Raw genomic sequence first — 20,465 nt, 5'->3', positions numbered from 1 at the left:
GAAAAGGCATAAAAAAAGGCCCGCATATGCGGACCTTCTTGAGGCTATGAACAGCTCAAATTACAGAACGTCAACCGCGTTCAGTTCTTTGAATGCCTGCTCCAGACGAGTAATCATAGAAGTCTGGGCAGCGCGCAGCCATACGCGTGGATCGTAGTATTTCTTGTTCGGCTGGTCTTCGCCTTTCGGGTTGCCCAGCTGACCTTGCAGGTAAGCTTCGTTGGTTTTGTAGTATTGCAGGATACCGTCCCAGGTTGCCCACTGGGTGTCGGTATCGATGTTCATTTTCACTACGCCGTAGCTTACGGAGTCTTTGATTTCCTGAGCAGAAGAACCGGAACCGCCGTGGAAGACGAAGTTCAGGCTGTTGTGCGGCAGGTTGTGTTTCTTAGACACGTATTCCTGAGAATCACGCAGGATGGTCGGGGTCAGAACCACGTTACCTGGTTTGTATACGCCGTGTACGTTACCGAAGGACGCTGCGATGGTGAAGCGTGGGCTGATTTTGCTCAGCTCGGTGTAAGCGTAATCAACGTCTTCTGGCTGAGTGTACAGAGCAGAAGCGTCCATGTGGCTGTTGTCCACACCGTCTTCTTCACCGCCGGTGCAACCCAGTTCGATTTCCAGGGTCATGCCCATTTTGGACATACGCGCCAGGTACTTAGAGCAGATCTCGATGTTTTCTTCCAGAGACTCTTCGGACAGGTCGATCATGTGAGAAGAGAACAGTGGCTTACCGGTTGCTGCGAAGTGTTTTTCACCTGCGTCCAGCAGACCGTCGATCCACGGCAGCAGTTTTTTCGCGCAGTGGTCAGTGTGCAGGATAACCGGAACACCGTAGTGCTCAGCCATCTGGTGAACGTGATGTGCGCCAGAGATAGCACCCAAGATAGCAGCGCCCTGAGGAACGTCAGTTTTCACGCCTTTACCTGCGATGAACGCAGCGCCGCCGTTAGAGAACTGAACGATAACCGGTGCTTTAACTTTTGCAGCGGTTTCCAGTACGGCGTTGATGGAGTCGGTACCTACGCAGTTAACTGCTGGCAGAGCGAAGTTGTTTTCTTTAGCTACCTGGAACACTTTCTGTACGTCATCACCAGTGATAACGCCAGGTTTTACGAAATCAAAAATTTTAGACATGTTGCTTAGTCCTGTATCTTCGGCCGTTAGAAAAGGTGCGAGCTCTGATAAGCGCGCTGAAAATTGGGCAGGTTTCCCTGCCCCTGAATGGCTTACTTCTTAGCGCGCTCTTCGAGCATTGCTACTGCTGGCAGGACTTTACCTTCCACGAATTCGAGGAATGCGCCGCCACCAGTGGAGATGTAGGAGATCTTGTCAGCGATACCGAACAGATCGATAGCTGCCAGGGTGTCACCACCGCCTGCGATAGAGAACGCTTCGCTGTCTGCGATAGCATTAGCCACGATCTCAGTCCCTTTGCGGAAGTTCGGGAATTCGAACACGCCGACAGGACCGTTCCACAGGATAGTTTTTGCGTTTTTCAGGATTTCAGCCAGTTTCTGTGCAGAAACGTCGCCCAGGTCCAGAATCTGCTCTTCATCTTTGATGTCGTTAACAGATTTCAGGGTTGCGGTAGCGGTTTCGGAGAACTCGGTAGCTACACGAACGTCAGTTGGAACCGGGATATCACAGGTGCTCAGCAGACGTTTGGCTTCGTCAACCAGATCCGCTTCGTACAGGGATTTACCCACGTTGTGGCCTTGCGCAGCAACGAAGGTGTTCGCGATACCACCGCCAACGATCAGCTGGTCAGCGATTTTGGACAGGGAATCCAGTACGGTCAGTTTGGTAGAAACTTTAGAACCACCAACGATAGCGACCATTGGACGAGCAGGTTCTTTCAGTGCTTTACCCAGCGCTTCCAGTTCGTCAGCCAGCAGCGGACCTGCACAGGCGACGTCTGCGAATTTACCGATACCGTGGGTAGATGCCTGCGCACGGTGAGCCGTACCGAATGCATCCATCACGAATACGTCGCACAGCGCAGCGTATTTTTTGGACAGGGTTTCGTCGTCTTTCTTTTCGCCTTTGTTGAAGCGAACGTTTTCCAGAACAACCAGCTCACCTTCGGCAACGTCTACGCCGTCCAGGTAATCTTTCACCAGGCGAACCGGGCTGGACAGTTTGTCTTTCAGGTAATTAACAACCGGCAGCAGAGAGAACTCTTCGTTGTACTCGCCTTCAGTTGGACGGCCCAGGTGGGAGGTGACCATCACTTTAGCGCCCTGCTTCAGAGCCAGTTCAATGGTTGGCAGAGATGCACGGATACGCGCGTCGCTGGTCACTTTGCCATCTTTAACCGGTACGTTCAGATCGGCACGGATGAAAACGCGTTTACCTGCCAGATCCAGATCGGTCATCTTAATTACAGACATGGTGAATCCTCTCGTTGATTCTTAAAGTTTTGCAAGCGCAAGGTGCGCTCTACCTGAAACCTTTTGCGGCCATGGCTAACGTGGTGTCGAGCATTCGGTTAGCAAAGCCCCATTCGTTATCACACCAGACCAGCGTCTTGATAAGGTGCGCACCACTGACTCGCGTCTGCGTGCCATCCACGATGGCGCTGTGCGGGTCGTGGTTAAAATCTACTGAGACCAACGGTAATTCCGTATAGTCAACTATACCATGAAATGCTCCCTGTGCCGCTTTTTGCAGCAACAGGTTGACTTCACAGGCTTTTACCGGTTTTTTCACCGTCACGCTAAGATCGATTGCGGTGACGTTTATCGTCGGCACGCGCACGGCAATCGCTTCGAAACGGTCGTTAAACTGCGGGAAAATACGGGTGATCCCGGCAGCCAGTTTCGTATCCACCGGAATGATGGACTGGCTCGCCGCGCGAGTGCGCCGTAAATCCGGATGGTAGGCGTCGATGACCTGCTGATCGTGCATGGCGGAGTGAATCGTGGTCACGGTGCCGGATTCAATGCCATACGCATCGTCTAACAGTTTAATGACCGGAATAATGCAGTTGGTGGTGCAGGAGGCGTTGGAGACAATGCGGTGTTCAGCTTGCAGCTCGTGCTGGTTGACGCCAAACACGACGGTGGCGTCGAGGTCGTTACTGCCGGGATGGGAGAACAGCACTTTTTTCGCGCCAGCATTCAGATGCGCTTCGCCATGTTCACGGTTACCGTACACGCCGGTACAGTCCAGCACCACATCCACACCCAGTTCGCGCCAGGGCAGCCCTTCAATACTGTTCTCATGCAGCACGCGGATGGCATCGTCACCGACGAACAGCTGTTCCCTTTCCTGGCGAACGTCCCAGGCAAAGCGACCGTGGCTGGTGTCATATTTCAACAAATGCGCCATGCCCGCAGCATCCGCCAGTTCATTGATTGCCACCACGGTGATTTCCGCACGACGCCCGGATTCATATAAAGCACGAACCACGTTGCGTCCGATGCGACCGAAGCCATTAATCGCTACGCGTACGGTCATAGATCTCCTGCAAAGCTATCCCTGAGTTTGAGGTGGCTGAAAGAGTAATCCAGCGACGCCCGAAGGGGAATCCTTGCTGTCACAAACTGCGATTGATTGGTCAATTGTCGAACATTTAATCGACTGAAACGCTTCAGCAAGAATAAGCGAATCGGGGAATAAAAGGAATCTCTGTCCAGATGAATAAGCGAGCTATATGACTTGCATCACATTTTCGGTGGAATAATTTACAGAGCAGTTACATGTCTGAGGAATCGTGCATACAAAAAAGCCGGGTGGCGCTAACGCTTACCCGGCCTACATTTTATGCCATTTGTAGGCCCGGTAAGCGTTAGCGCCACCGGGCAAAACGGCAATTACAGCAGTTCTTTCGCCTTAGCGACAACGTTCTCAACGGTGAAGCCAAACTCTTCAAACAGCTGTTCAGCTGGCGCAGACTCACCAAACGTGGTCATACCGACGATAGCGCCGTTCAGGCCAACGTATTTGAACCAGTAGTCAGCGATACCCGCTTCCACTGCCACGCGAGCGGAGACCGCTTTAGGCAGTACGGATTCGCGGTACGCGGCATCCTGCTTGTCGAACGCATCGGTAGATGGCATAGAAACCACACGCGCTTTCACGCCTTCAGCAGTCAGTTTTTCCCATGCGGCAACGGCCAGTTCAACTTCAGAACCGGTCGCGATGAAGATCAGCTCAGGCTGGCCTGCGCAATCTTTCAGCACGTAACCACCGCGCGCGATGTTTGCCAGCTGCTCTGGGGTACGCTCCTGCTGCGCCAGGTTCTGACGGGAGAGGATCAGTGCGGTCGGGCCATCATGACGCTCAACGCCGTATTTCCACGCCACCGCAGATTCAACCTGGTCACATGGACGCCATGTGCTCATGTTCGGGGTCACGCGCAGAGAAGCCACCTGCTCTACTGGCTGGTGGGTAGGACCGTCTTCGCCCAGACCGATAGAGTCGTGGGTGTAGACCATCACCTGACGCTGTTTCATCAGCGCAGCCATACGCACGGCGTTACGTGCATATTCCACAAACATCAGGAAGGTAGAGGTGTACGGCAGGAAGCCACCGTGCAGAGCGATACCGTTGGCAATCGCGGTCATCCCGAATTCACGTACACCGTAATGGATGTAGTTACCGGCAGTATCTTCGTTGATTGGCTTAGATCCGGACCACAGGGTCAGGTTTGATGGCGCCAGGTCAGCGGAGCCGCCGAGGAATTCTGGAAGCAGAGGGCCAAACGCTTCGATCGCATTCTGAGATGCTTTACGGCTGGCGATCTTGGCTGGGTTCGCCTGCAACTTCGCGATGAATTCGTTCGCTTTCGCGTCGAAGTCAGACGGCATGTCGCCTTTCATACGACGGGTGAATTCAGCCGCTTCCTGAGGGAAGGCTTTCGCGTATGCCGCGAACTTCTCGTTCCAGGCCGCTTCTTTCGCCTGGCCCACTTCTTTCGCATCCCACTGAGCGTAGATTTCAGACGGGATTTCGAAGGCAGGGTGTTTCCAGCCAAGTGCTTCACGGGTCAGTGCAATTTCCGCGTCGCCCAGCGGTGCGCCGTGGGAGTCATGAGTGCCCGCTTTGTTCGGAGAACCGAAGCCGATGATGGTTTTGCACATCAGCAGGGACGGTTTGTCGGTCACGGCGCGCGCTTCTTCTACGGCACGTTTAATCGAGTCAGCATCGTGGCCATCAACGCCGCGCACAACGTGCCAGCCGTAGGCTTCGAAACGTGCGGCGGTGTCGTCAGTGAACCAGCCTTCAACATGACCGTCGATGGAGATGCCGTTGTCGTCGTAGAACGCAACCAGTTTACCCAGCTTCAGGGTGCCTGCCAGGGAGCACACTTCGTGAGAAATGCCTTCCATCATGCAGCCGTCGCCCAGGAAGGCGTAGGTGAAGTGGTCAACGATGTCGTGGCCAGGACGGTTAAACTGCGCCGCCAGGGTCTTCTCTGCAATCGCCATCCCTACGGCGTTAGCGATGCCCTGACCCAGCGGACCGGTAGTGGTTTCAACGCCAGCGGTGTAGCCCACTTCCGGGTGACCTGGAGTTTTGGAGTGCAGCTGACGGAAGTTTTTCAGCTCTTCGATTGGCAGATCGTAGCCAGTGAGGTGCAGCAGGCTGTAGATCAGCATAGAGCCGTGGCCGTTAGACAGCACGAAACGGTCGCGGTCTGCCCATGCCGGGTTCTGCGGGTTGTGGTTAAGGAAATCACGCCACAGGACTTCGGCGATGTCAGCCATGCCCATAGGGGCGCCCGGGTGGCCGGATTTGGCTTTCTGTACTGCGTCCATGCTCAGCGCACGAATAGCATTAGCAAGCTCTTTACGTGAGGACATTTTAACTCCAGATCGGACTGTTAAAGGCCATGCCCTTGACGACAGCGCGTTTTGGGCTACGCCGGAAAAAAGTGCCAACAATGTAACCCAAGCCGCAGGGCATGTACATGGACCATTCTTTTGCAGCTTAAGAAATCTCTGGATCATGCTCGCATGTTGCGCAATCTGCTCGCCCGCCTCTGTCGATATTCCTTATACTTAGCCCGACACCGGCTTCGTTGACGGTGCATTTTTCGGAATTAATTCAGATTAACGAGTACGGAAGCAACATCATGAAAATGCGTGCAATCGGGCTGGCTGTGGGAACAACGCTCCTGCTAAGCGGCTGTCAGAATATGGATTCTAACGGCCTGATGACCTCAGGCGCAGAAGCTTTTCAGGCCTACTCATTGAGCGATGCGCAGGTGAAAGCGTTGAGCGACGAGGCCTGTAAGGATATGGATGGAAAAGCTACGCTTGCCCCGGCAAACAGCACCTACACGCAGCGTCTGAACAAGATTGCTTCCGCGCTGGGCGACAACATTAACGGTCAGCCGGTGAACTACAAGGTGTATATGGCGAAAGACGTCAACGCCTTTGCGATGGCGAACGGCTGTATCCGCGTTTACAGCGGCCTGATGGACATGATGACCGACAACGAAGTGGAAGCGGTGATCGGCCATGAAATGGGTCACGTTGCACTGGGTCACGTGAAGAAAGGGATGCAGGTTGCGCTGGGCACCAATGCCGTGCGCGCAGCGGCGGCCTCTGCGGGCGGCATCGTCGGCAGCCTGTCCCAGTCGCAGCTGGGCGACCTGGGCGAAAAACTGGTGAACTCGCAGTTCTCCCAGCGTCAGGAGTCGGAAGCGGATGACTACTCTTACGATCTGTTGCGCAAACGCGGCATCAATCCATCGGGTTTAGCTACCAGCTTCGAAAAACTGGCGAAACTGGAGGAGGGCCGTCAAAGCTCCATGTTTGACGATCACCCGGCTTCGGAAGAGCGTGCGCAGCATATTCGCGACCGTATGGCGGCAGACGGAATTAAATAATTTCAGAAGGAGGCAGTTTTGCCTCCTTTTTATTTCGCATGAATTGTTAACTTAAAAGCACGTATCGATAACACCCCTGAAAGCCCCGCCAAATCTGCCCTGTCACACAGAAATGTCTGGTCACATAATTATTGCAAAGGTAACTTTTTCCGGTAATTATCTCTTCCGCAGTTATTCAAATTAATATATCCAGACAGAGACGTTCCCTCCGTGAAAAAAGAATTATCATTAATTGCTTTAAGTTTATTTGCCGCATTACCTGCCGCCGCAAGCCAGCAATCCGACAGCAAGGGTTTTATTGACGACAGCCATCTGGATCTGTTTTTACGCAATGCGTATATCAGCCGCGACTACCATCAGGGCCAGCAGGACAAAGCCGAATGGGGTCAGGGGATCATCGCCACGTTTGCATCCGGCTATACCGAAGGGCTGGTGGGCTTCGGCGTGGACGGTATCGCGCAGTATGGCGTGCGTCTGGACGGTGGCCGCGGCAAGAGCGGCGCGGGCGGCATCGACTTCTTTAAGCAGGAAGACGACGGCCGGGCAAAATCCGATCTGGCAAAGTTTGGCGCGACGGCCAAAATGCGCATCTCCAATACCGTGCTGAGCTACGGGAACCAGCGTCCTGAACTGCCAATCATTACATCCGACAGCTCCCGCCTGCTGTTTGAAAGCTACACCGGCACCCTGCTGACCTCGAAAGAGATCGACGGTCTGGAAGTCAACGCCGGTTACTTCACCGACGAGCAGCGTAAAAGCGATGACCGCCACGACAGCGGACTGAAGAGCCTCTCCTTCGGCGGTGCGAGCTATCAGTTTAACGACCAGTTCAGCGGCGCGCTGTACGCCTCTCATAACGAAGAGGTGATGAACAAGCAGTACCTGGGCATGAACTTCAAACAGCCGTTCAGTACCGGGCAGCAGCTGGTGCTCGACTTCAACGGCTATAACTCCCGTCTCGACCAGCATTACGCGGACAGCCTCAACACGGGCCGCAGCAACACCATCTGGAGCCTGGCAGCGAGCTATATCTGGGACATTCACACGTTCAAAGTGGCGTACCAGCAGAGCAGCGGCAGTACCGGCTACAACTACGGCGGCTATCGCGACAAAGGCGGCGTGGGTGACGGCGGTAACACCATCTGGCTGGCGAACTCCTACTGGTCTGATTTCAACGGCGAAGATGAACGTTCCTGGCAGGCATCCTACGGTCTGGACTTTGGCGGCCTTGGTTTACCGGGCCTGAGCTGGACCACCGCCTACGTGCGCGGCGATAACATCAAAACCTCTGAAACCAGCAATGGCAAAGAGCACGAGTGGTTTAACCAGATCCAGTACCAGGTGCAGGATGGCCCGGCGAAAGATCTGAAGCTGAAGCTGCGCTACTCCGTACTGCGCGTCTCCAGCAACGCCAGCGAGTACAACGTGGGCGGGGACGAGATCCGCGCTTACGTGGAATACCCGTTTAACGTGTTCTGATGAAAAAAGCCGGGTGGCGGCTTCGCCTTACCCGGCCTACCGTTTTCTCCCTGTGGGAGAGGGTTAGGATGAGGGGAAACAGCTAGTAAAGCGTCTTCTGCGGCGGCCCGGCAAACTTCAGGGCGCCAATCTGCCCCATCCGCACTTCCACTACCGACGGCCCCGGCATCGCCAGCGCCTCCGTCATCACCGCATCAAAATCCTCTGCCCGCTCAACGCTCCACGCCTGAAGGCCAATCGCCTGCGCCAGCAGGGTAAAGTCCGGCGTATGCAGCGCGTTATAATACTGACGCCCGCCGAAATACTTATCCTGAATACCGCGCATCACCCCGTAGCCGCCGTCGTTCATGACCAGCAGCGTCACGTTGGCTTTCTCCTGCGCCAGCGTCGCCAGCTCGCCTAAATTGAGGCTCAGGCCGCCGTCGCCCACCAGCCCCACCACCTTGCGCTGCGGGTTGGCAATCGCGGTGCCGATGGCCATCGGCAGCCCCATACCAATCGCCCCGGCGAGGGAGTGAATGTTCATCATCGGACCGTTAGCCCTGAACAGGCGGCTACCCCACAGGCTGCCGGACACGGTGATATCGCGCACAAGCAGGCCGTCTTTCGGCAGGGCTTTTGCTATGGCGTCGTTAAGCTTCGCATAGGCGCCGCACTGCTCGCGCAGCCCCTGCTCAGCTTGCCCGACCGCCTGCTGCACCTGCATATCCCACTGGGGACTGCCCCACTCGCGGCCCTGTACTTTTTCAGCCAGCGCGCCAAGCACCGCTGAACAATCGGCTATCAACGTGCTATCCATCAGGTAGTTACGGCTCGCCGCCGCCGGGTCGATATCGATCTGCACCCGCGGGGAAGGCAGCTCAAGCGTCCAGGATCGGGTTTCGTTGCTGCGCAGGCGAGAACCGGCCACCAGCGTAAAATCACACTGCGCAATCAGCGCCTCCACCGACGGCGAGTTGTGGAACGCGCGAAGGCTGGCGCGGTGGCTGTCCGGCAGCACGCCGCGCGCATGGGTGCTGGAAATCACGGTGATGCCCGCATCCGCCAGCGTTTTAACCGCGTCTGCGCTGCCCAGCGCCCCGCCCCCCAGCCACAGCAGCGGCTGTTTCGCCTGTTTGAGCTGCGCCCACAGCGCGTCAACCATTCCGGTATCCACGGCTGGAACCGATGCCGGTTTAACCGGTTTAGTCACCAGCGACAGCGGAATTTTGGCGCCCTGAATATCAATCGGGATTTCCACCGAGACCGGTCCGCACGGCGGGGTCTGCGCGTCCTGGATAGCTTTATGCAGAATCGCTATCGCCTGATTCGCATTGCTGATGCGGTACGCCCGTTTTGAGCTGGCCTTCAGGAAGGTCAGCTGGTCACGGGTTTCATGGATAAACCCGGTGTCGGCGTCCAGCCAGGCTTTCTCAACCTGCCCGGTTAAATGCAGCAGCGGCGTGCAGGCATTCATGGCTTCCACCAGCGCGCCTACCGCATTACCCGCCCCCGCGCCGGTGCTGGTCAGCGCCACGCCGAGGCCGGAAAAGCGCCCGTGGGCGTCGGCCATGGTGACGGAACCGGCTTCACCGCGGGCGGGCACAAAGCGGATATTGCCCCGCTGCCCAACCGCATCCGCGATCGGCAGGTTGTGAATGGAGATGACGCCGTAGATGGCCTCAACCTGATACTGCTCCAGCGTTCTGGCGATGGCGTCGCCGACGGTTATCATTTCGCTCATTGCTCACCCTTTCTCAGTCGCACCAGTGGTTGACGCTGTTACCCGTCGCCAGATAAATGCTCTTTTGTTGCATCCAGGCTTTCAGCCCCTGGATACCCTTCTCGCGGCCCAGACCGCTCTCTTTAAAGCCCCCGAACGGGGTCGAAATCGCAAAGACTTTGTAGGTGTTGATCCACACCGTGCCTGCCTCCAGCTGCTCGCTGAGACGCAGGGCGCGACCGGTATCGCGTGTCCAGATCCCCGCTGCCAGGCCGTAAACCGAGTCGTTCGCCTCGCGGATAAGCGTGGCTTCATCGGCAAACGGCATCGCCACCAGTACCGGGCCGAAGATCTCTTCCTGACAGGCGCGGGCGCTGTTGCTCAACCCTTCGATAATCGTGGGCAGGAAAAAGCTGCCGTTTGCCAGAGCGGGATCGGCGGGGATCTCGCCGCCGCACAGCACGCGGCCCCCTTCACGCTTCGCCAGTTCGACGTACTCGATCACGCTCTGGCGATGTTTTTCGCCGATCAGCGGTCCGACATGCACGCCGTCGGTAAACGGGTGTCCGACGCGCAGCCCGCGAGTTAATTCCAGCAGCCTCGCCATCAGCGGGGCGTAAATGCTCTCGTGGATAAACAGCCGCGATCCGGCGATACACGCCTGCCCCGCCGAGCTGAAAATGCCATAGCAGATCCCGCGCGCGGCCTGTTCGATATCAGCATCCTCCAGCACGATGGTCGGCGATTTGCCGCCCAGCTCCAGCGAGGCCGGGATCAGTTTTTCCGCCGCCACGTGCGCCAGATGGCGGCCCGTGGTGGTTCCACCGGTAAAGGAGATTTTGCGCACGCGAGGATGGCGCGCCAGCGCATCGCCAATCACCGAGCCTTTGCCCGGCAGCACGCTCAGCAGCCCGGCGGGCAGCCCGGCCTGTTCAAAAATCCGCGCCAGCTCCAGCGCCATCAGCGGCGTGGCTTCGGCCGGCTTGAGGATCACCGCGTTTCCGGCGGCAATCGCCGGTGCGACCTTCTGCATTTCGCTGGCAATCGGCGAGTTCCACGGCGTGATGGCCGCCACCACGCCAAGGGGCTCGTAGCGGCTCAGCGTCAGCAGATCCGGCTGGCGCGGCGTGGGCAGTTCCCCTTCCAGCAGCTCGCAGGCGGCGGCAAAGTAGCGCGCCGTTCCCGCCGCGCTCAACACCAGCCCGCGCGCTTCCGCCAGCGGCTTGCCGTTATCGCGGCTCTGCATCTGCGCCAGCGCGTCGACGCGGGATTCAATGAGATCGGCAACCTTATGCAGGATCTTCGCGCGCATATGCGGCAGGCTGTTACGCCAGGCGGGATCGCGCCAGGCGCGCTCTCCGGCGGCTACCGCCTCCTCCAGGTCATCCAGACTGGCGGCATTCAGCGTCGCGTTGATCGACCTGTCTGCCGGGAAGTGGCTCTGCATCGGGTTGCCGCCGCCGTGTCGCCACTGGCCGCCGATAAAAATCTTCAGATCGTCCATCGTCACTCCTCAGCTCAGGGCCAGCTCGCGGCAGGCGCGCACCGCGCTCAGTGCCGCCAGGGTGGAGGTTTTAGGATTAGAAGCCAGCGGCAGTCCGCTCAGCTCCAGATGAAACTCGCCGAACAATCCTTCCACGTGGAGCGTGTGGGTATTGCGTTTCGTTGCCGGGTCAACCATCAGCTGCACGCGGGTGTCGTCCATCCCGACGCCGCCGAGCGCCACGGTCGCCGCCACGTTGGCGTTCGCCGGGAACAGGCGCGCCGCCTCGCGGGCGCTGCCCTCGAAGAAAACCTTTGCCTCTGACACCGCATTCAGATCGATAAGCTGCTCGGCATAGCTGCCGCGCCAGCTGGCCGGGCTTTTGCGCGACTGATAGGTGACGCGCTCAAGGCCGCCCTCTTTCGCCGCCGCCAGCCCGTCGATACCGGCCACCGCACCGGAAAGCAGGGTCAGTTTTCCGCCCGCAGCGAGCAGACGCTGCTCCAGCGCGCTGTCCGCCAGCGCGCCGGTGGAAATGACGGCCAGATGCCAGCCGCGACGCAGGATCTCTTCCCCGTACTGGGCCACCGCCTGCTGGCTGGCGCATTCCAGCACCAGATCCGGCGTTTGTGCGCACGCCATCGGCGACGTCAGCGCCTCGACCGCATTGCCAAACTGGTCGTGAATGGCGGCATGGTGAGACGCGCGCGCCACGATCCAGCCGATAGCCACGCCGGCGGGCAGGCGCTCAATCACCGCCTGCGCCATGGCGCCAAAACCAATCAACATTACCTTTTTCATGATGTGTCCTTACAGATGGCGGCAGAAGCCGCCGGAAACGTCCAGCGCCGCGCCGGTGGTAAACGAGGCCAGCGGCGAAGCGAGGAACAGCAGCGCCTGCGCGGGCTCCTGCGGCTTGCCGAGGCGCGCCATTGGAATGCCGCGCTTGCGCGCGATATCCGCCGTCCATTCCGGCCAGCTCAGGCTTTTGTCCGCCCGGTTTTCAAAGCGGCGCTGCCACTGGCCGGATTCCACCATGCCGAGCAGAATGGAATTGACGCGAATGCCTTTGCCCACCAGCTCTTTCGACAGCGTCAGCGTCATGTTCAGCAGCGCGGCACGAGCGGCGGAGGTGGCGATCATGTGCTCCTCCGGCTGTAGCGCCAGCAGGGAGTTCACGCAGGTAACAGAGGCAATGTCTGACTGCTCCAGCAGAGGCTGAAACGCCTGCACCGGGTTAATCACCCCGAACAGTTTGAGTTCGGCTTCGTGCAGCCACGCCTCGCGCGGGGTGTCATGGAAGTGCGCCACGTAGCCCTGCCCGGCGTTGTTGATCAGCATATCCGCCGCGCCAAAGCGCGCCTGCACCGCATCCGCGAAGGCCTGAACTTCGTCGGCGTTCAGCACGTCGCAGCGGTAAGCGAAAATCTCCCCGTGAGGAAATTCGTTTTGCAGCGTCGCATGGGCGCTGGCGAGCCGGTCCGGGTCACGGCCGCAGAAGGCGACTTTCGCCCCTTCACCCAGCAGCAGGCGCAGCGTTTCAAAGCCAATGCCGGAAGAACCGCCGGTAACGACCGCTACGCGCCCGTCAATTTGTGCATTCATCGCGCACCTCTTCGTTAATGCGTAAAAGCTGTTGGTTGAAAAACGCGTCGTTATCGAGATAGCTGGCGTGCCCGGCCTGCGGAATGGCGATAAACGGCATGCCGTAGCGCAGCGCCAGACCCTGAACCAGTTCCGGCTGGGTGATGGCATCCTGCTCGCCGCACCAGACTTCAAACGTGCCGGAATAGCGTTTAAGCCAGCCGTGAATGTCGTCATGTGCCAGCATCCACGCGGCAGCGAGATAGCCTTCCGGGCGCAGCGCCCGCATGCCCGACGCGACGGTGGCGATATCTTCCGCGCGCGCGCCGGGGCGCAGCAGCTTCGCGGCGCGGGTCTGGGCGAGGATGTCGCCCCCCAGCGCCATCTGCTGCTCGCGGTTACGCCAGACCTGCTCCCGCTGCTCCGGCGCGGCATTGCCGTACCCCTGCGCGGCGTCGGCCAGCACCAGATGGATGACGCGCTCAGGGAACTTCGCGGCAAAGGCGCTGGCCACCAGCGCCCCCAGGGAATGGCCGACCAGCACTGCCTGCCAGACACCGGCGCGATCCAGCATCGCCGCCAGCGCGTCGGCGTAATCCCCCGCGTTCGCCCGCGCTACGGCCAGCATCGGGCTTTCGCCGTAACCGGGCATGTCCCACGCCAGCACGCGAAAACCGTTCAGCGCCATCTGCTTGTGCCAGGAGGCGGCGCCGGAGCTGATCCCGTGCAGCAGCATCAGCGGAATACCGCTTCCCTGTTCACGAAAACCCGTCATCATGCCCCCTTAGTTCCGCTTCACTTTGGAAAGCGGATGGTCGGACGGATAGGTCGGGATTTCCGGCTTGTTGGTCCCCAGCATGACGCACATCAGCGCTTCTTCTTCGCCGTGGTTAAACAGGCCGCGATAGATGCCCGGCGGAACGGAGATCAGATCACGCTCGCGCAGCACGGTTTCGGTGTAGTTGTCGCCGTCCTGGATCATCAGCGTGATTTGCCCTTTAAGCATGAAGAACACCTCTTCCACGTCGTCGTGCAGGTGCAGCGGCCCTTCGCACTTCGACGGCAGCACCATGGTGGAGAAGGTAAAATGGTCCGCCTGCACGGTGTTGGTGTCGTTCGCGACGCCCGTTGCGCCGGTGCCGATGTAGCGCATCTGCGCCCGGCGGTATTTCGGGTCAAAATCGGCCTGGAACTTCAGCGCGTTCCAGTCGTATTTACGGCCTTCGAAGCGCGCGATGCGCGACTCGACCCACTCTTCCATCGTCAGATGGTCAGGTTTGATGCCTGTTGTGTTGGTTACGGTTGAATCAGTCATGACACTCTCCTCAGTAACGTCTCAGCAGCGGCAGTAACAGGACGCAGCCCACCGCCGCCATCACCGCCAGAAAAATCAGCCCGGAATCCATGCTGTGGGTGAAGGCGATAAGCGCACCCATCACCGCCGGCGACAGCGCGCCCGCAAAGTTTCCCAGCCCGTTGAAGATACCGCCCGCCGTGGCGCTCACCCGGGGATGGGTGGCCTTCGCCAGCAGGGCGAAAATGTTGGGTGCGCCGGTGCCCCACATAAAGGTGCTGAAGCTCATCGCCGCGATGACGGCCAGCGGGGTATCAAGGTGCATCACCGCCGCCAGCCCGACGGCCGCCCCCGCCATGGAGATAAAGCATGCCGCCGCGCGCTTATCGACCCTGTCCGAGAGCCACGCGCCAATCACTTCCCCTGCCAGCATGGCGATGAACGGCATCGACGACAGCCAGCCCGCGTGCTCCAGATGAATGCCTTTGCCTTTGATCAGGTAGCCCGGCAGCCAGCCGTTGATGCCCCACAGATAGGTCAGGAAAGCGATGTTAAAGATGCAGATGATCCAGAAGTGCGGGCTGACGAACAGCTCACGCCGCGCCGCGCGCCGCTCGTCCCGGGACGCCTGCGAGGTGCCGGGTTTTGCCTCCAGGCGGATCCCGCGCAGACCAATGCGCACAAAGATAAGCACCGGCACGGTAAGCATGGCCATCACAAAGAAAGTGCTCTGCCAGCCAAAGGTGTTCAGCAGCCAGAGGGAAAGCGGGAAACCAATCGCCGCGCCCACCGGGGTCCCCAGCAGCCACAGCATGGTGGCGCGTGCCTGTAAATGCTGCGGGAAGTTGTGACGTACGATGGCGAAGGCCAGCGGGAACAGCGGTCCTTCCGCCACGCCCAGCAGAATACGCAGGACGATCATCAGCGTGTAGTTATGGGTAAAGCCCATCGCCACCATCAGCACGCACCACACCGCCATCATCCCGGTGAGCAGGCGCAGCGGCGCGATTTTGTCGCCTAAACCGCTTAAAAACACCGATGAGAAGCCATAGCTCAGCAGGAAAGCGCTCATCAAAATGCCGAGACGCGTGGTGTCGAAATCAATGCCCATCGCCTGCTGGAAATGGGTATCCGAAAAGAGCGCCGCGATGCTGATTTTGTCGAAAAACGCCAGCAGCACGCAGGCCAGCAGCGACAGCGGGATGGCCCAGCGCACCGCTTTTTCGGGCGTGCGGGTCCCCTCACCGCTCGCCTCAACCGGCGCGGTGTTAGTCTCTAGTGTGGTCATCTCTCCCCCTACGGGTGCGGGTTAGCTATCGCAGTGACATCAGTGAAAAGGTCGGGTCGGCGAGCGGCACGTCGGACAGATCCCGCCCCGCCGCCATCCAGCGCTTCGCCAGCTTGACGGTACGCGCATCGTCGAACGCCACCAGCTGCGTCAGCCTCCCGTTGTCGTCCAGCGAGAAGTACAGCGTTTCTTCACGCACTACCGTTCTGCTGCCCGGCTGCGGAATGCCGAGGATCTGGATGTTGTGCTGGTATTGATCCGACCATAGCCACGGCGCGTCGTCATAGCCCGGCGCATCGGGGTTGAGCATCGCTTTCGCCGTCGCCACCGCCTGGTTCTGGGCGAAGGCCCAGGACTGGATGCACAGGCCGTAGTGATGGTGCTGGGCGACATCTCCTGCGGCAAAGATGAACGGATCCGACGTGCGTCCCTGGGCATCCACCACGATCCCGCGCCCGGTTTTCAGCCCCGCATCGCGCGCCAGCTCCAGATTGAGATCGACGCCGATCCCAACCACGACCGCATCAAAGGTTTCACGCTGGCCGTCGCAGTGGATAACCGGCAGGCCGTTATCGTCCTCCAGCTCCAGCGCGCCGCAGCCGGTACGGATATCCACGCCCTGCTCGCGGTGAAGGGCCTCTAAGCGCTGCGACACCTCGCCGCTCACCGAGCGCATGCACAGCGCGGGCTGCTGCTCGAACAGGGTGACCGCCACGCCGCTTTTGCGCGCCGAGGCAGCAATCTCCAGTCCGATCCAGCCGCCGCCGACGATCGCCAGTTTTTTACTTTCCGCCAGACGACTTTTCAGGCGCTGCGCGTCCTGCCAGTGGCGCAGGGTATAGACCTGCGGATGGCTGGCCCACGCCTGCGAAGGCAGGCGCGCCCGACCGCCGGTAGCGATTAAAAGGATGTTGTAACTAAGCCGCTCGCCGTTGCTAAGAACGACTTTTTTCTCATCGCGATCGACAGATTCAGCGCGCAGCGGCCGGTACCAGGCCAGGTTCAGCGCCTGCTGCACCTCGTCGGTAAACAGCCTTGGGAGCGCCGCGTTCGGCTCCAGCAAAGACGCTTTCGACAGCGGCGGGCGCTCGTAGAAATCCCATTCTTCTTCCGCTACCACGCAAATCTCGCCGTCGAAACCCTCATCGCGCAGGGTTTTCGCCGCCCAGCCGCCCGCCTGACCGCCGCCGATAATGACAATGCGCGATGTCATACCGCCTCCGGCTTTTTCTGCTGACGGCGCGTGTCGTGGTCAATCCCGCCTTCCACCGCCCACTCGGTAAAGGAGACCAGCGAATGCTCCAGCTCGCGCGGCTGCCAGTTTTCCGTCAGATAATCATCGTTGGTGTAATACTCAAACGCCCCGCCGGTCGGGCTGTTGACGTACCAGAAGTACGCCGACGACACCGGATGACGGCCCGGCCCGATAAAGGTGCTCCAGTCATGTTTATTCATCGCGATACCGCCGCCGATCACCTCGTGGATGTCGCGCACGGTGAAGGCCACGTGGTTGAGGCCGCGCTTGCGGTTCGGCAGTTGCAGCAGGAACAGGTTGTGATGGCCGCCGCGCACGCCGCAGCGCAGGAACACGGCGCGGTTGATATAGCGGTCCGAGACCTGGAAGCCGAGCACCTCGCGGTAGAATTTCTCCACTGCCGCCAGCTCTTCCACGAAGAACACCACATGCCCCACGTTGATCGGCTGGGCGCGATCGTAAACCGGGCTGGGGGTGTCGATACGGCGGGCATCGCCCCACTGGTTAATCGGCTCGACGTTCAGCTCCACGTCAGTTTGCTGGGTCACCTGCACGCGCAGCGTCATGCCGTTCGGGTCCAGGCACTCCAGCGCGTCGCCCACTTCACGAAAACCTGGCTGTTGCGCCAGCTTCGGGCGCAGCGCGTCCAGATCAGACTGGCTGGCAACCGCCCAGGTCATGCGGCGCAGGGTGTTGCCCGCTTCAAACGCGGGCGGCAGGTCGGGGCTGTCGATCGGGTTAAGCTCCACGCGCGCGCCGCTCAGGGTGGTGAAACGCTGGCCGCTGGCATCGCCCGTCAGGCCAAAATCACGCATAAATTTGGCGCAGTGCGTCAGGTCTTCCACACCAAATTCCAGCTTTTCAATTCCGGTTACACTCATCGTTCGTTGCCTCATCTGGCCCAGATTGGGCGTAAAACATGCCCGACGCAGTCAAGCGCCTGACGTTAACTCACTGATTTAACTGGCCTGTGACAAATACCCTAAGAAGCCAGAAATTTTATCCGCCGCGAGGCGAACCTCGTTTTGCAGGCGCTCGCGGTCGCTCTGCGGGATCTCCTCCGACGGCACTAGAATGCTGACCACCGCCGCCACGCGGCCGCTTCGGTCATACACCGGGTAGACGATGGAAGAGATGCCGTGGCGGAAGAAGGATTCGCCGATGACATACCCGCGGGCTTTGTCCTGCTGCACCATCTGCCACAGGGCTTCGCGGTCGTGAAGCTGCCCCGGCGTGTTGCCCGGCAGACGCTCATGCGGGAACAGCTGTTCGAAATCAGCGCGGGAAATATCGGTCAACAGCATGCGGCCGAGCGAGGTGCAGTGCACCGGCAGACGGGTACCAATACTGACCTGGTTGATGCGCGACCCGGCGGCGCTGACGCGGGCGATGTAGATAATGTCGCGCCCGTCGCGGATCGCCAGATGGCTGCTGCACTGGCTCACGTCGCGCAATTGCTCGATCACCGGCTGGCCGACCTGCGCCACGTCCAGCGAGGCGATGTACTCAAAGCCCAGGCGCAGCACGTTCATGCCCAGCGAAAAGGTATTGGTGCGCGTGTTGCGCTCCAGAAATCCCATGAACTCCAGCGTCTGTACCACGCGGTAGGCGGTGGCCTTCGGCATATCCACCAGCCGGTGCAGCTCGGCAAAGGTCAGTTCGCGATGCTGCTCGCCAAAGGCCAACAGCAGCTGTAAACCGCGCTCCAGCCCCGGCACCAGATACTTCACTTCCCGATCGTTTGCCATCATCGCCCTACCTTAGTTAAAGACAAAACCGCCGTTGACCGGGATCAGCTGTCCGGTGATAAACCGCGACAGATCGCTTAACAGCCAGACCACGCTGCCGGTGACGTCTTCCGGCTGCTGTGCCCCGGTTAACGCGCGTCCGTTTTCGTAGAGCTGATGCCGTTCGGCGGGGACATATTCCGTCGCCTCGACGCGGGTTAGCCCTGGTGCGATGGCGTTGATACGGATACGTTTTTCCCCCAGCTCGCGCGCCATTGAGCGGGTCATGGCAATCACGGCCCCTTTACTGGCGACGTAGGCCATCAGGCGCGGCGCGCCCCACAGCGCGGTGTCGGACGCCACGTTCACAATGCCTGCCCCTTCGCGCAGCAGCGGCACGGCGGCGCGCGTCACCAGCCAGGTGCCTTTGACATTGACGCTCATCACCCGATCCCAGAGATCCGGATCGTAATCAAGCATGTTTTTGCCGCCGACGCCCGTCGCCATCGCCGCGTTGTTCACCAGGCCGTCAATCTGCCCCTGCTCGCCAATGGCGCTGAACACCTGGTCGATGGAGTGCTGATCGGCCAGATCAATAACGTGCGATTCGATCGCATAGCCCTGCTCGCGCAGCCGGTGGGCGCTCTCGGCCAGCTCGCCTTTGAGGATGTCGCACATCACCACCGCCGCGCCCTGCTCCGCGCAGGCCTGGGCAAAGTGGTAGCCCAGCCCGCGCGCGGCACCGGTCACCACGATGCGCTTGCCGCTCAGCAGCCCCTTCATCAGGCGGCTCCCTGCTGTGCTTCACGCATCGCCAGCTGCTCTTTGGCGGCTTTTTGCATCATGCGGCGCAGGCGCGAGAGGCCAACGTCGTGTTGATACAGGTATTCATGATCGCGCGCGTTTGGCGCCAGGCTCTCCAGCACCACGCGGTCCTGCTCCAGCACTTCCCAGTGCAGTTTTTCCAGCCGGTTGCGGTACATGAAGCGCCACATATCGCGCTGCCAGCCCTGTACGCGGCGGATGCGCCAGAAGAAGACGCGGCAGTTGTCGTTATCTTCCGGCACCACCATGCCGACGATAAAGAAGTGGCCGCCCGGTCCGAAGCGCTTCTTGTACGGAATGGAGAGGCGCATCCAGCAGGTGCCGCTGTTGCCCAGCTCCACCCAGTCAAAATTGACGCCGCTCTGCCCTTTTTTCTCGAAAATAAAGCCGGTTTTGGTCGGCTGGAGCACCATGTCGGCCTTGCGATCCCCTTCCGCCATCGAGTGCGACGAGGAGTGCAGATAGGTGCCGTGCATCGGGTCCATCACGTTTTCCAGCGCGTACTGGTAATTACATTTCCACGCGGCGGTGCAGAGGAAGTTGCTGAAGTTTTCCGTGTCGGCGAGTTCATCCGGGAAGGTCAGTTCGTCCGGCTGCTGGTCCGCGGTGACGCCAAACCACAGGAAGATGGCGCCGTGCGCCTCCTGCACGTTATAGCTGCGCACGCACTGCTGGCCGACCAGCGGACATTTATCCACGGCGGGCACGTCTTTCACCTCGCCGTTGCCCGCCACCTCTACGCCGTGATACCAGCAGGCAATGCGGTCCCCGAGGTTCCAGCCCATCGACAGGCGCGCACCGCGATGCGGACAGCGGTCCTCCAGCGCCTGAACCTGTCCATCTTTATTGCGCCAGACCACAATCTGCTCGCCCAGGCGGGTGATGCCCACCGGCGCAGACTGCACTTCCCAGCTCGCCAGCACCGGATACCAGAGGCCGCGCAGGCCTTTATCAAGATAGTTTTGTACGGTCGTCGTCATCGCG

Annotated in this window: 18 protein-coding genes; 2 read left to right on the top strand and 16 right to left on the bottom strand. The window is 59.6% G+C overall.

What is annotated here, in order from left to right:
* Nucleotides 1-60: 60 nt before the first annotated feature.
* The 4 genes from fbaA to tkt all read right to left on the bottom strand — a co-directional run bounded on the left by fbaA (nt 61) and on the right by tkt (nt 5,813).
* Nucleotides 61-1,140, bottom strand: coding sequence for a class II fructose-bisphosphate aldolase (gene fbaA, locus SK58_RS05995; protein ID WP_017692704.1), 1,080 nt, complete (start codon nt 1,138-1,140; stop codon nt 61-63).
* Between the two features lie 92 nt (nt 1,141-1,232).
* Nucleotides 1,233-2,396 (bottom strand): phosphoglycerate kinase, encoded by a 1,164-nt coding sequence (gene pgk, locus SK58_RS05990; protein WP_032102947.1) that lies wholly within the window; start codon nt 2,394-2,396, stop codon nt 1,233-1,235.
* A 49-nt stretch (nt 2,397-2,445) separates the two neighbouring features.
* Nucleotides 2,446-3,465, bottom strand: a complete 1,020-nt coding sequence (gene epd, locus SK58_RS05985; RefSeq protein ID WP_015571810.1) for an erythrose-4-phosphate dehydrogenase — start codon at nt 3,463-3,465, stop codon at nt 2,446-2,448.
* A gap of 356 nt (nt 3,466-3,821) precedes the next feature.
* The gene (gene tkt / locus SK58_RS05980) at nt 3,822-5,813 is read right to left on the bottom strand and encodes a transketolase (RefSeq protein ID WP_017382908.1); all 1,992 of its coding nucleotides are present in this window, start codon (nt 5,811-5,813) and stop codon (nt 3,822-3,824) included.
* A 272-nt stretch (nt 5,814-6,085) separates the two neighbouring features.
* Between tkt and SK58_RS05975 the strand changes: the two genes are divergently transcribed.
* Both SK58_RS05975 and SK58_RS05970 read left to right on the top strand, forming a co-directional pair.
* Complete coding sequence (locus tag SK58_RS05975) at nt 6,086-6,844, top strand: metalloprotease LoiP (protein ID WP_048219517.1); 759 nt, start codon at nt 6,086-6,088, stop codon at nt 6,842-6,844.
* Nucleotides 6,845-7,054: 210 nt separating this feature from the next.
* Complete coding sequence (locus SK58_RS05970) at nt 7,055-8,323, top strand: OprD family outer membrane porin (RefSeq protein ID WP_017382910.1); 1,269 nt, start codon at nt 7,055-7,057, stop codon at nt 8,321-8,323.
* Between the two features lie 82 nt (nt 8,324-8,405).
* Here SK58_RS05970 and SK58_RS05965 read toward each other — a convergent pair whose 3' ends face one another.
* The 12 genes from SK58_RS05965 to SK58_RS05910 form a co-directional block, all read right to left on the bottom strand.
* The gene (locus SK58_RS05965; RefSeq protein ID WP_039269817.1) at nt 8,406-10,046 is read right to left on the bottom strand and encodes a thiamine pyrophosphate-binding protein; all 1,641 of its coding nucleotides are present in this window, start codon (nt 10,044-10,046) and stop codon (nt 8,406-8,408) included.
* A gap of 13 nt (nt 10,047-10,059) precedes the next feature.
* On the bottom strand, nt 10,060-11,529 hold the full coding sequence (locus tag SK58_RS05960) for an aldehyde dehydrogenase (protein WP_048219514.1): 1,470 nt from the start codon (nt 11,527-11,529) through the stop codon (nt 10,060-10,062).
* A 9-nt stretch (nt 11,530-11,538) separates the two neighbouring features.
* Nucleotides 11,539-12,309: an aspartate dehydrogenase gene (locus SK58_RS05955; protein ID WP_015571821.1), complete on the bottom strand. Its 771-nt coding sequence runs from the start codon at nt 12,307-12,309 to the stop codon at nt 11,539-11,541.
* A 9-nt stretch (nt 12,310-12,318) separates the two neighbouring features.
* The gene (locus SK58_RS05950; RefSeq protein WP_047734789.1) at nt 12,319-13,113 is read right to left on the bottom strand and encodes an SDR family oxidoreductase; all 795 of its coding nucleotides are present in this window, start codon (nt 13,111-13,113) and stop codon (nt 12,319-12,321) included.
* Complete coding sequence (locus tag SK58_RS05945) at nt 13,097-13,867, bottom strand: alpha/beta fold hydrolase (RefSeq protein ID WP_032649465.1); 771 nt, start codon at nt 13,865-13,867, stop codon at nt 13,097-13,099. Before SK58_RS05945 ends, SK58_RS05950 begins: the two co-directional genes overlap by 17 nt.
* 9 nt (nt 13,868-13,876) lie before the next feature.
* Nucleotides 13,877-14,407 carry a cupin domain-containing protein gene (locus SK58_RS05940; RefSeq protein ID WP_015571824.1) on the bottom strand — a complete coding sequence of 177 codons (531 nt, stop codon included), beginning with the start codon at nt 14,405-14,407 and terminating at the stop codon, nt 13,877-13,879.
* A gap of 10 nt (nt 14,408-14,417) precedes the next feature.
* Nucleotides 14,418-15,674, bottom strand: coding sequence for an MFS transporter (locus tag SK58_RS05935; RefSeq protein ID WP_015571825.1), 1,257 nt, complete (start codon nt 15,672-15,674; stop codon nt 14,418-14,420).
* A 25-nt stretch (nt 15,675-15,699) separates the two neighbouring features.
* A complete protein-coding gene (locus tag SK58_RS05930) occupies nt 15,700-16,887 on the bottom strand; it encodes an NAD(P)/FAD-dependent oxidoreductase (RefSeq protein WP_048219513.1) in 1,188 nt (395 codons plus the stop codon).
* Nucleotides 16,884-17,810, bottom strand: a complete 927-nt coding sequence (locus SK58_RS05925; protein ID WP_015571827.1) for a VOC family protein — start codon at nt 17,808-17,810, stop codon at nt 16,884-16,886. Before SK58_RS05925 ends, SK58_RS05930 begins: the two co-directional genes overlap by 4 nt.
* A gap of 78 nt (nt 17,811-17,888) precedes the next feature.
* Nucleotides 17,889-18,677, bottom strand: a complete 789-nt coding sequence (locus SK58_RS05920; RefSeq protein ID WP_026094260.1) for an IclR family transcriptional regulator — start codon at nt 18,675-18,677, stop codon at nt 17,889-17,891.
* A gap of 12 nt (nt 18,678-18,689) precedes the next feature.
* Nucleotides 18,690-19,439, bottom strand: a complete 750-nt coding sequence (locus SK58_RS05915) for an SDR family oxidoreductase (RefSeq protein ID WP_015571829.1) — start codon at nt 19,437-19,439, stop codon at nt 18,690-18,692.
* Nucleotides 19,439-20,461 (bottom strand): aromatic ring-hydroxylating oxygenase subunit alpha, encoded by a 1,023-nt coding sequence (locus tag SK58_RS05910; RefSeq protein ID WP_006811913.1) that lies wholly within the window; start codon nt 20,459-20,461, stop codon nt 19,439-19,441. Before SK58_RS05910 ends, SK58_RS05915 begins: the two co-directional genes overlap by 1 nt.
* Nucleotides 20,462-20,465: the final 4 nt, after the last annotated feature.

Origin of the sequence: Enterobacter sp. BIDMC93, from assembly GCF_001037805.1 — a bacterium.
GTDB lineage: Bacteria > Pseudomonadota > Gammaproteobacteria > Enterobacterales > Enterobacteriaceae > Enterobacter > Enterobacter hormaechei_C.
The sequence above is the reverse complement of the archived record's forward strand: the minus strand, read 5'-3'. Positions and strand labels throughout refer to the sequence as shown.

Excerpts from the sequence above, each read along its gene's own strand:
- SK58_RS05910 (WP_006811913.1), bottom strand. The coding sequence starts at position 20,461 with ATGACGACGACCGTACAAAACTATCTTGATAAAGGCCTGCGCGGCCTC.
- SK58_RS05940 (WP_015571824.1), bottom strand. The coding sequence starts at position 14,407 with ATGACTGATTCAACCGTAACCAACACAACAGGCATCAAACCTGACCAT.
- SK58_RS05975 (WP_048219517.1), top strand. The coding sequence starts at position 6,086 with ATGAAAATGCGTGCAATCGGGCTGGCTGTGGGAACAACGCTCCTGCTA.
- SK58_RS05930 (WP_048219513.1), bottom strand. The coding sequence starts at position 16,887 with ATGACATCGCGCATTGTCATTATCGGCGGCGGTCAGGCGGGCGGCTGG.
- epd (WP_015571810.1), bottom strand. The coding sequence starts at position 3,465 with ATGACCGTACGCGTAGCGATTAATGGCTTCGGTCGCATCGGACGCAAC.
- fbaA (WP_017692704.1), bottom strand. The coding sequence starts at position 1,140 with ATGTCTAAAATTTTTGATTTCGTAAAACCTGGCGTTATCACTGGTGAT.
- SK58_RS05955 (WP_015571821.1), bottom strand. The coding sequence starts at position 12,309 with ATGAAAAAGGTAATGTTGATTGGTTTTGGCGCCATGGCGCAGGCGGTG.
- tkt (WP_017382908.1), bottom strand. The coding sequence starts at position 5,813 with ATGTCCTCACGTAAAGAGCTTGCTAATGCTATTCGTGCGCTGAGCATG.
- SK58_RS05920 (WP_026094260.1), bottom strand. The coding sequence starts at position 18,677 with ATGGCAAACGATCGGGAAGTGAAGTATCTGGTGCCGGGGCTGGAGCGC.
- SK58_RS05945 (WP_032649465.1), bottom strand. The coding sequence starts at position 13,867 with ATGACGGGTTTTCGTGAACAGGGAAGCGGTATTCCGCTGATGCTGCTG.
- SK58_RS05935 (WP_015571825.1), bottom strand. The coding sequence starts at position 15,674 with ATGACCACACTAGAGACTAACACCGCGCCGGTTGAGGCGAGCGGTGAG.
- SK58_RS05925 (WP_015571827.1), bottom strand. The coding sequence starts at position 17,810 with ATGAGTGTAACCGGAATTGAAAAGCTGGAATTTGGTGTGGAAGACCTG.
- SK58_RS05950 (WP_047734789.1), bottom strand. The coding sequence starts at position 13,113 with ATGAATGCACAAATTGACGGGCGCGTAGCGGTCGTTACCGGCGGTTCT.
- SK58_RS05915 (WP_015571829.1), bottom strand. The coding sequence starts at position 19,439 with ATGAAGGGGCTGCTGAGCGGCAAGCGCATCGTGGTGACCGGTGCCGCG.
- pgk (WP_032102947.1), bottom strand. The coding sequence starts at position 2,396 with ATGTCTGTAATTAAGATGACCGATCTGGATCTGGCAGGTAAACGCGTT.
- SK58_RS05965 (WP_039269817.1), bottom strand. The coding sequence starts at position 10,046 with ATGAGCGAAATGATAACCGTCGGCGACGCCATCGCCAGAACGCTGGAG.
- SK58_RS05960 (WP_048219514.1), bottom strand. The coding sequence starts at position 11,529 with ATGGACGATCTGAAGATTTTTATCGGCGGCCAGTGGCGACACGGCGGC.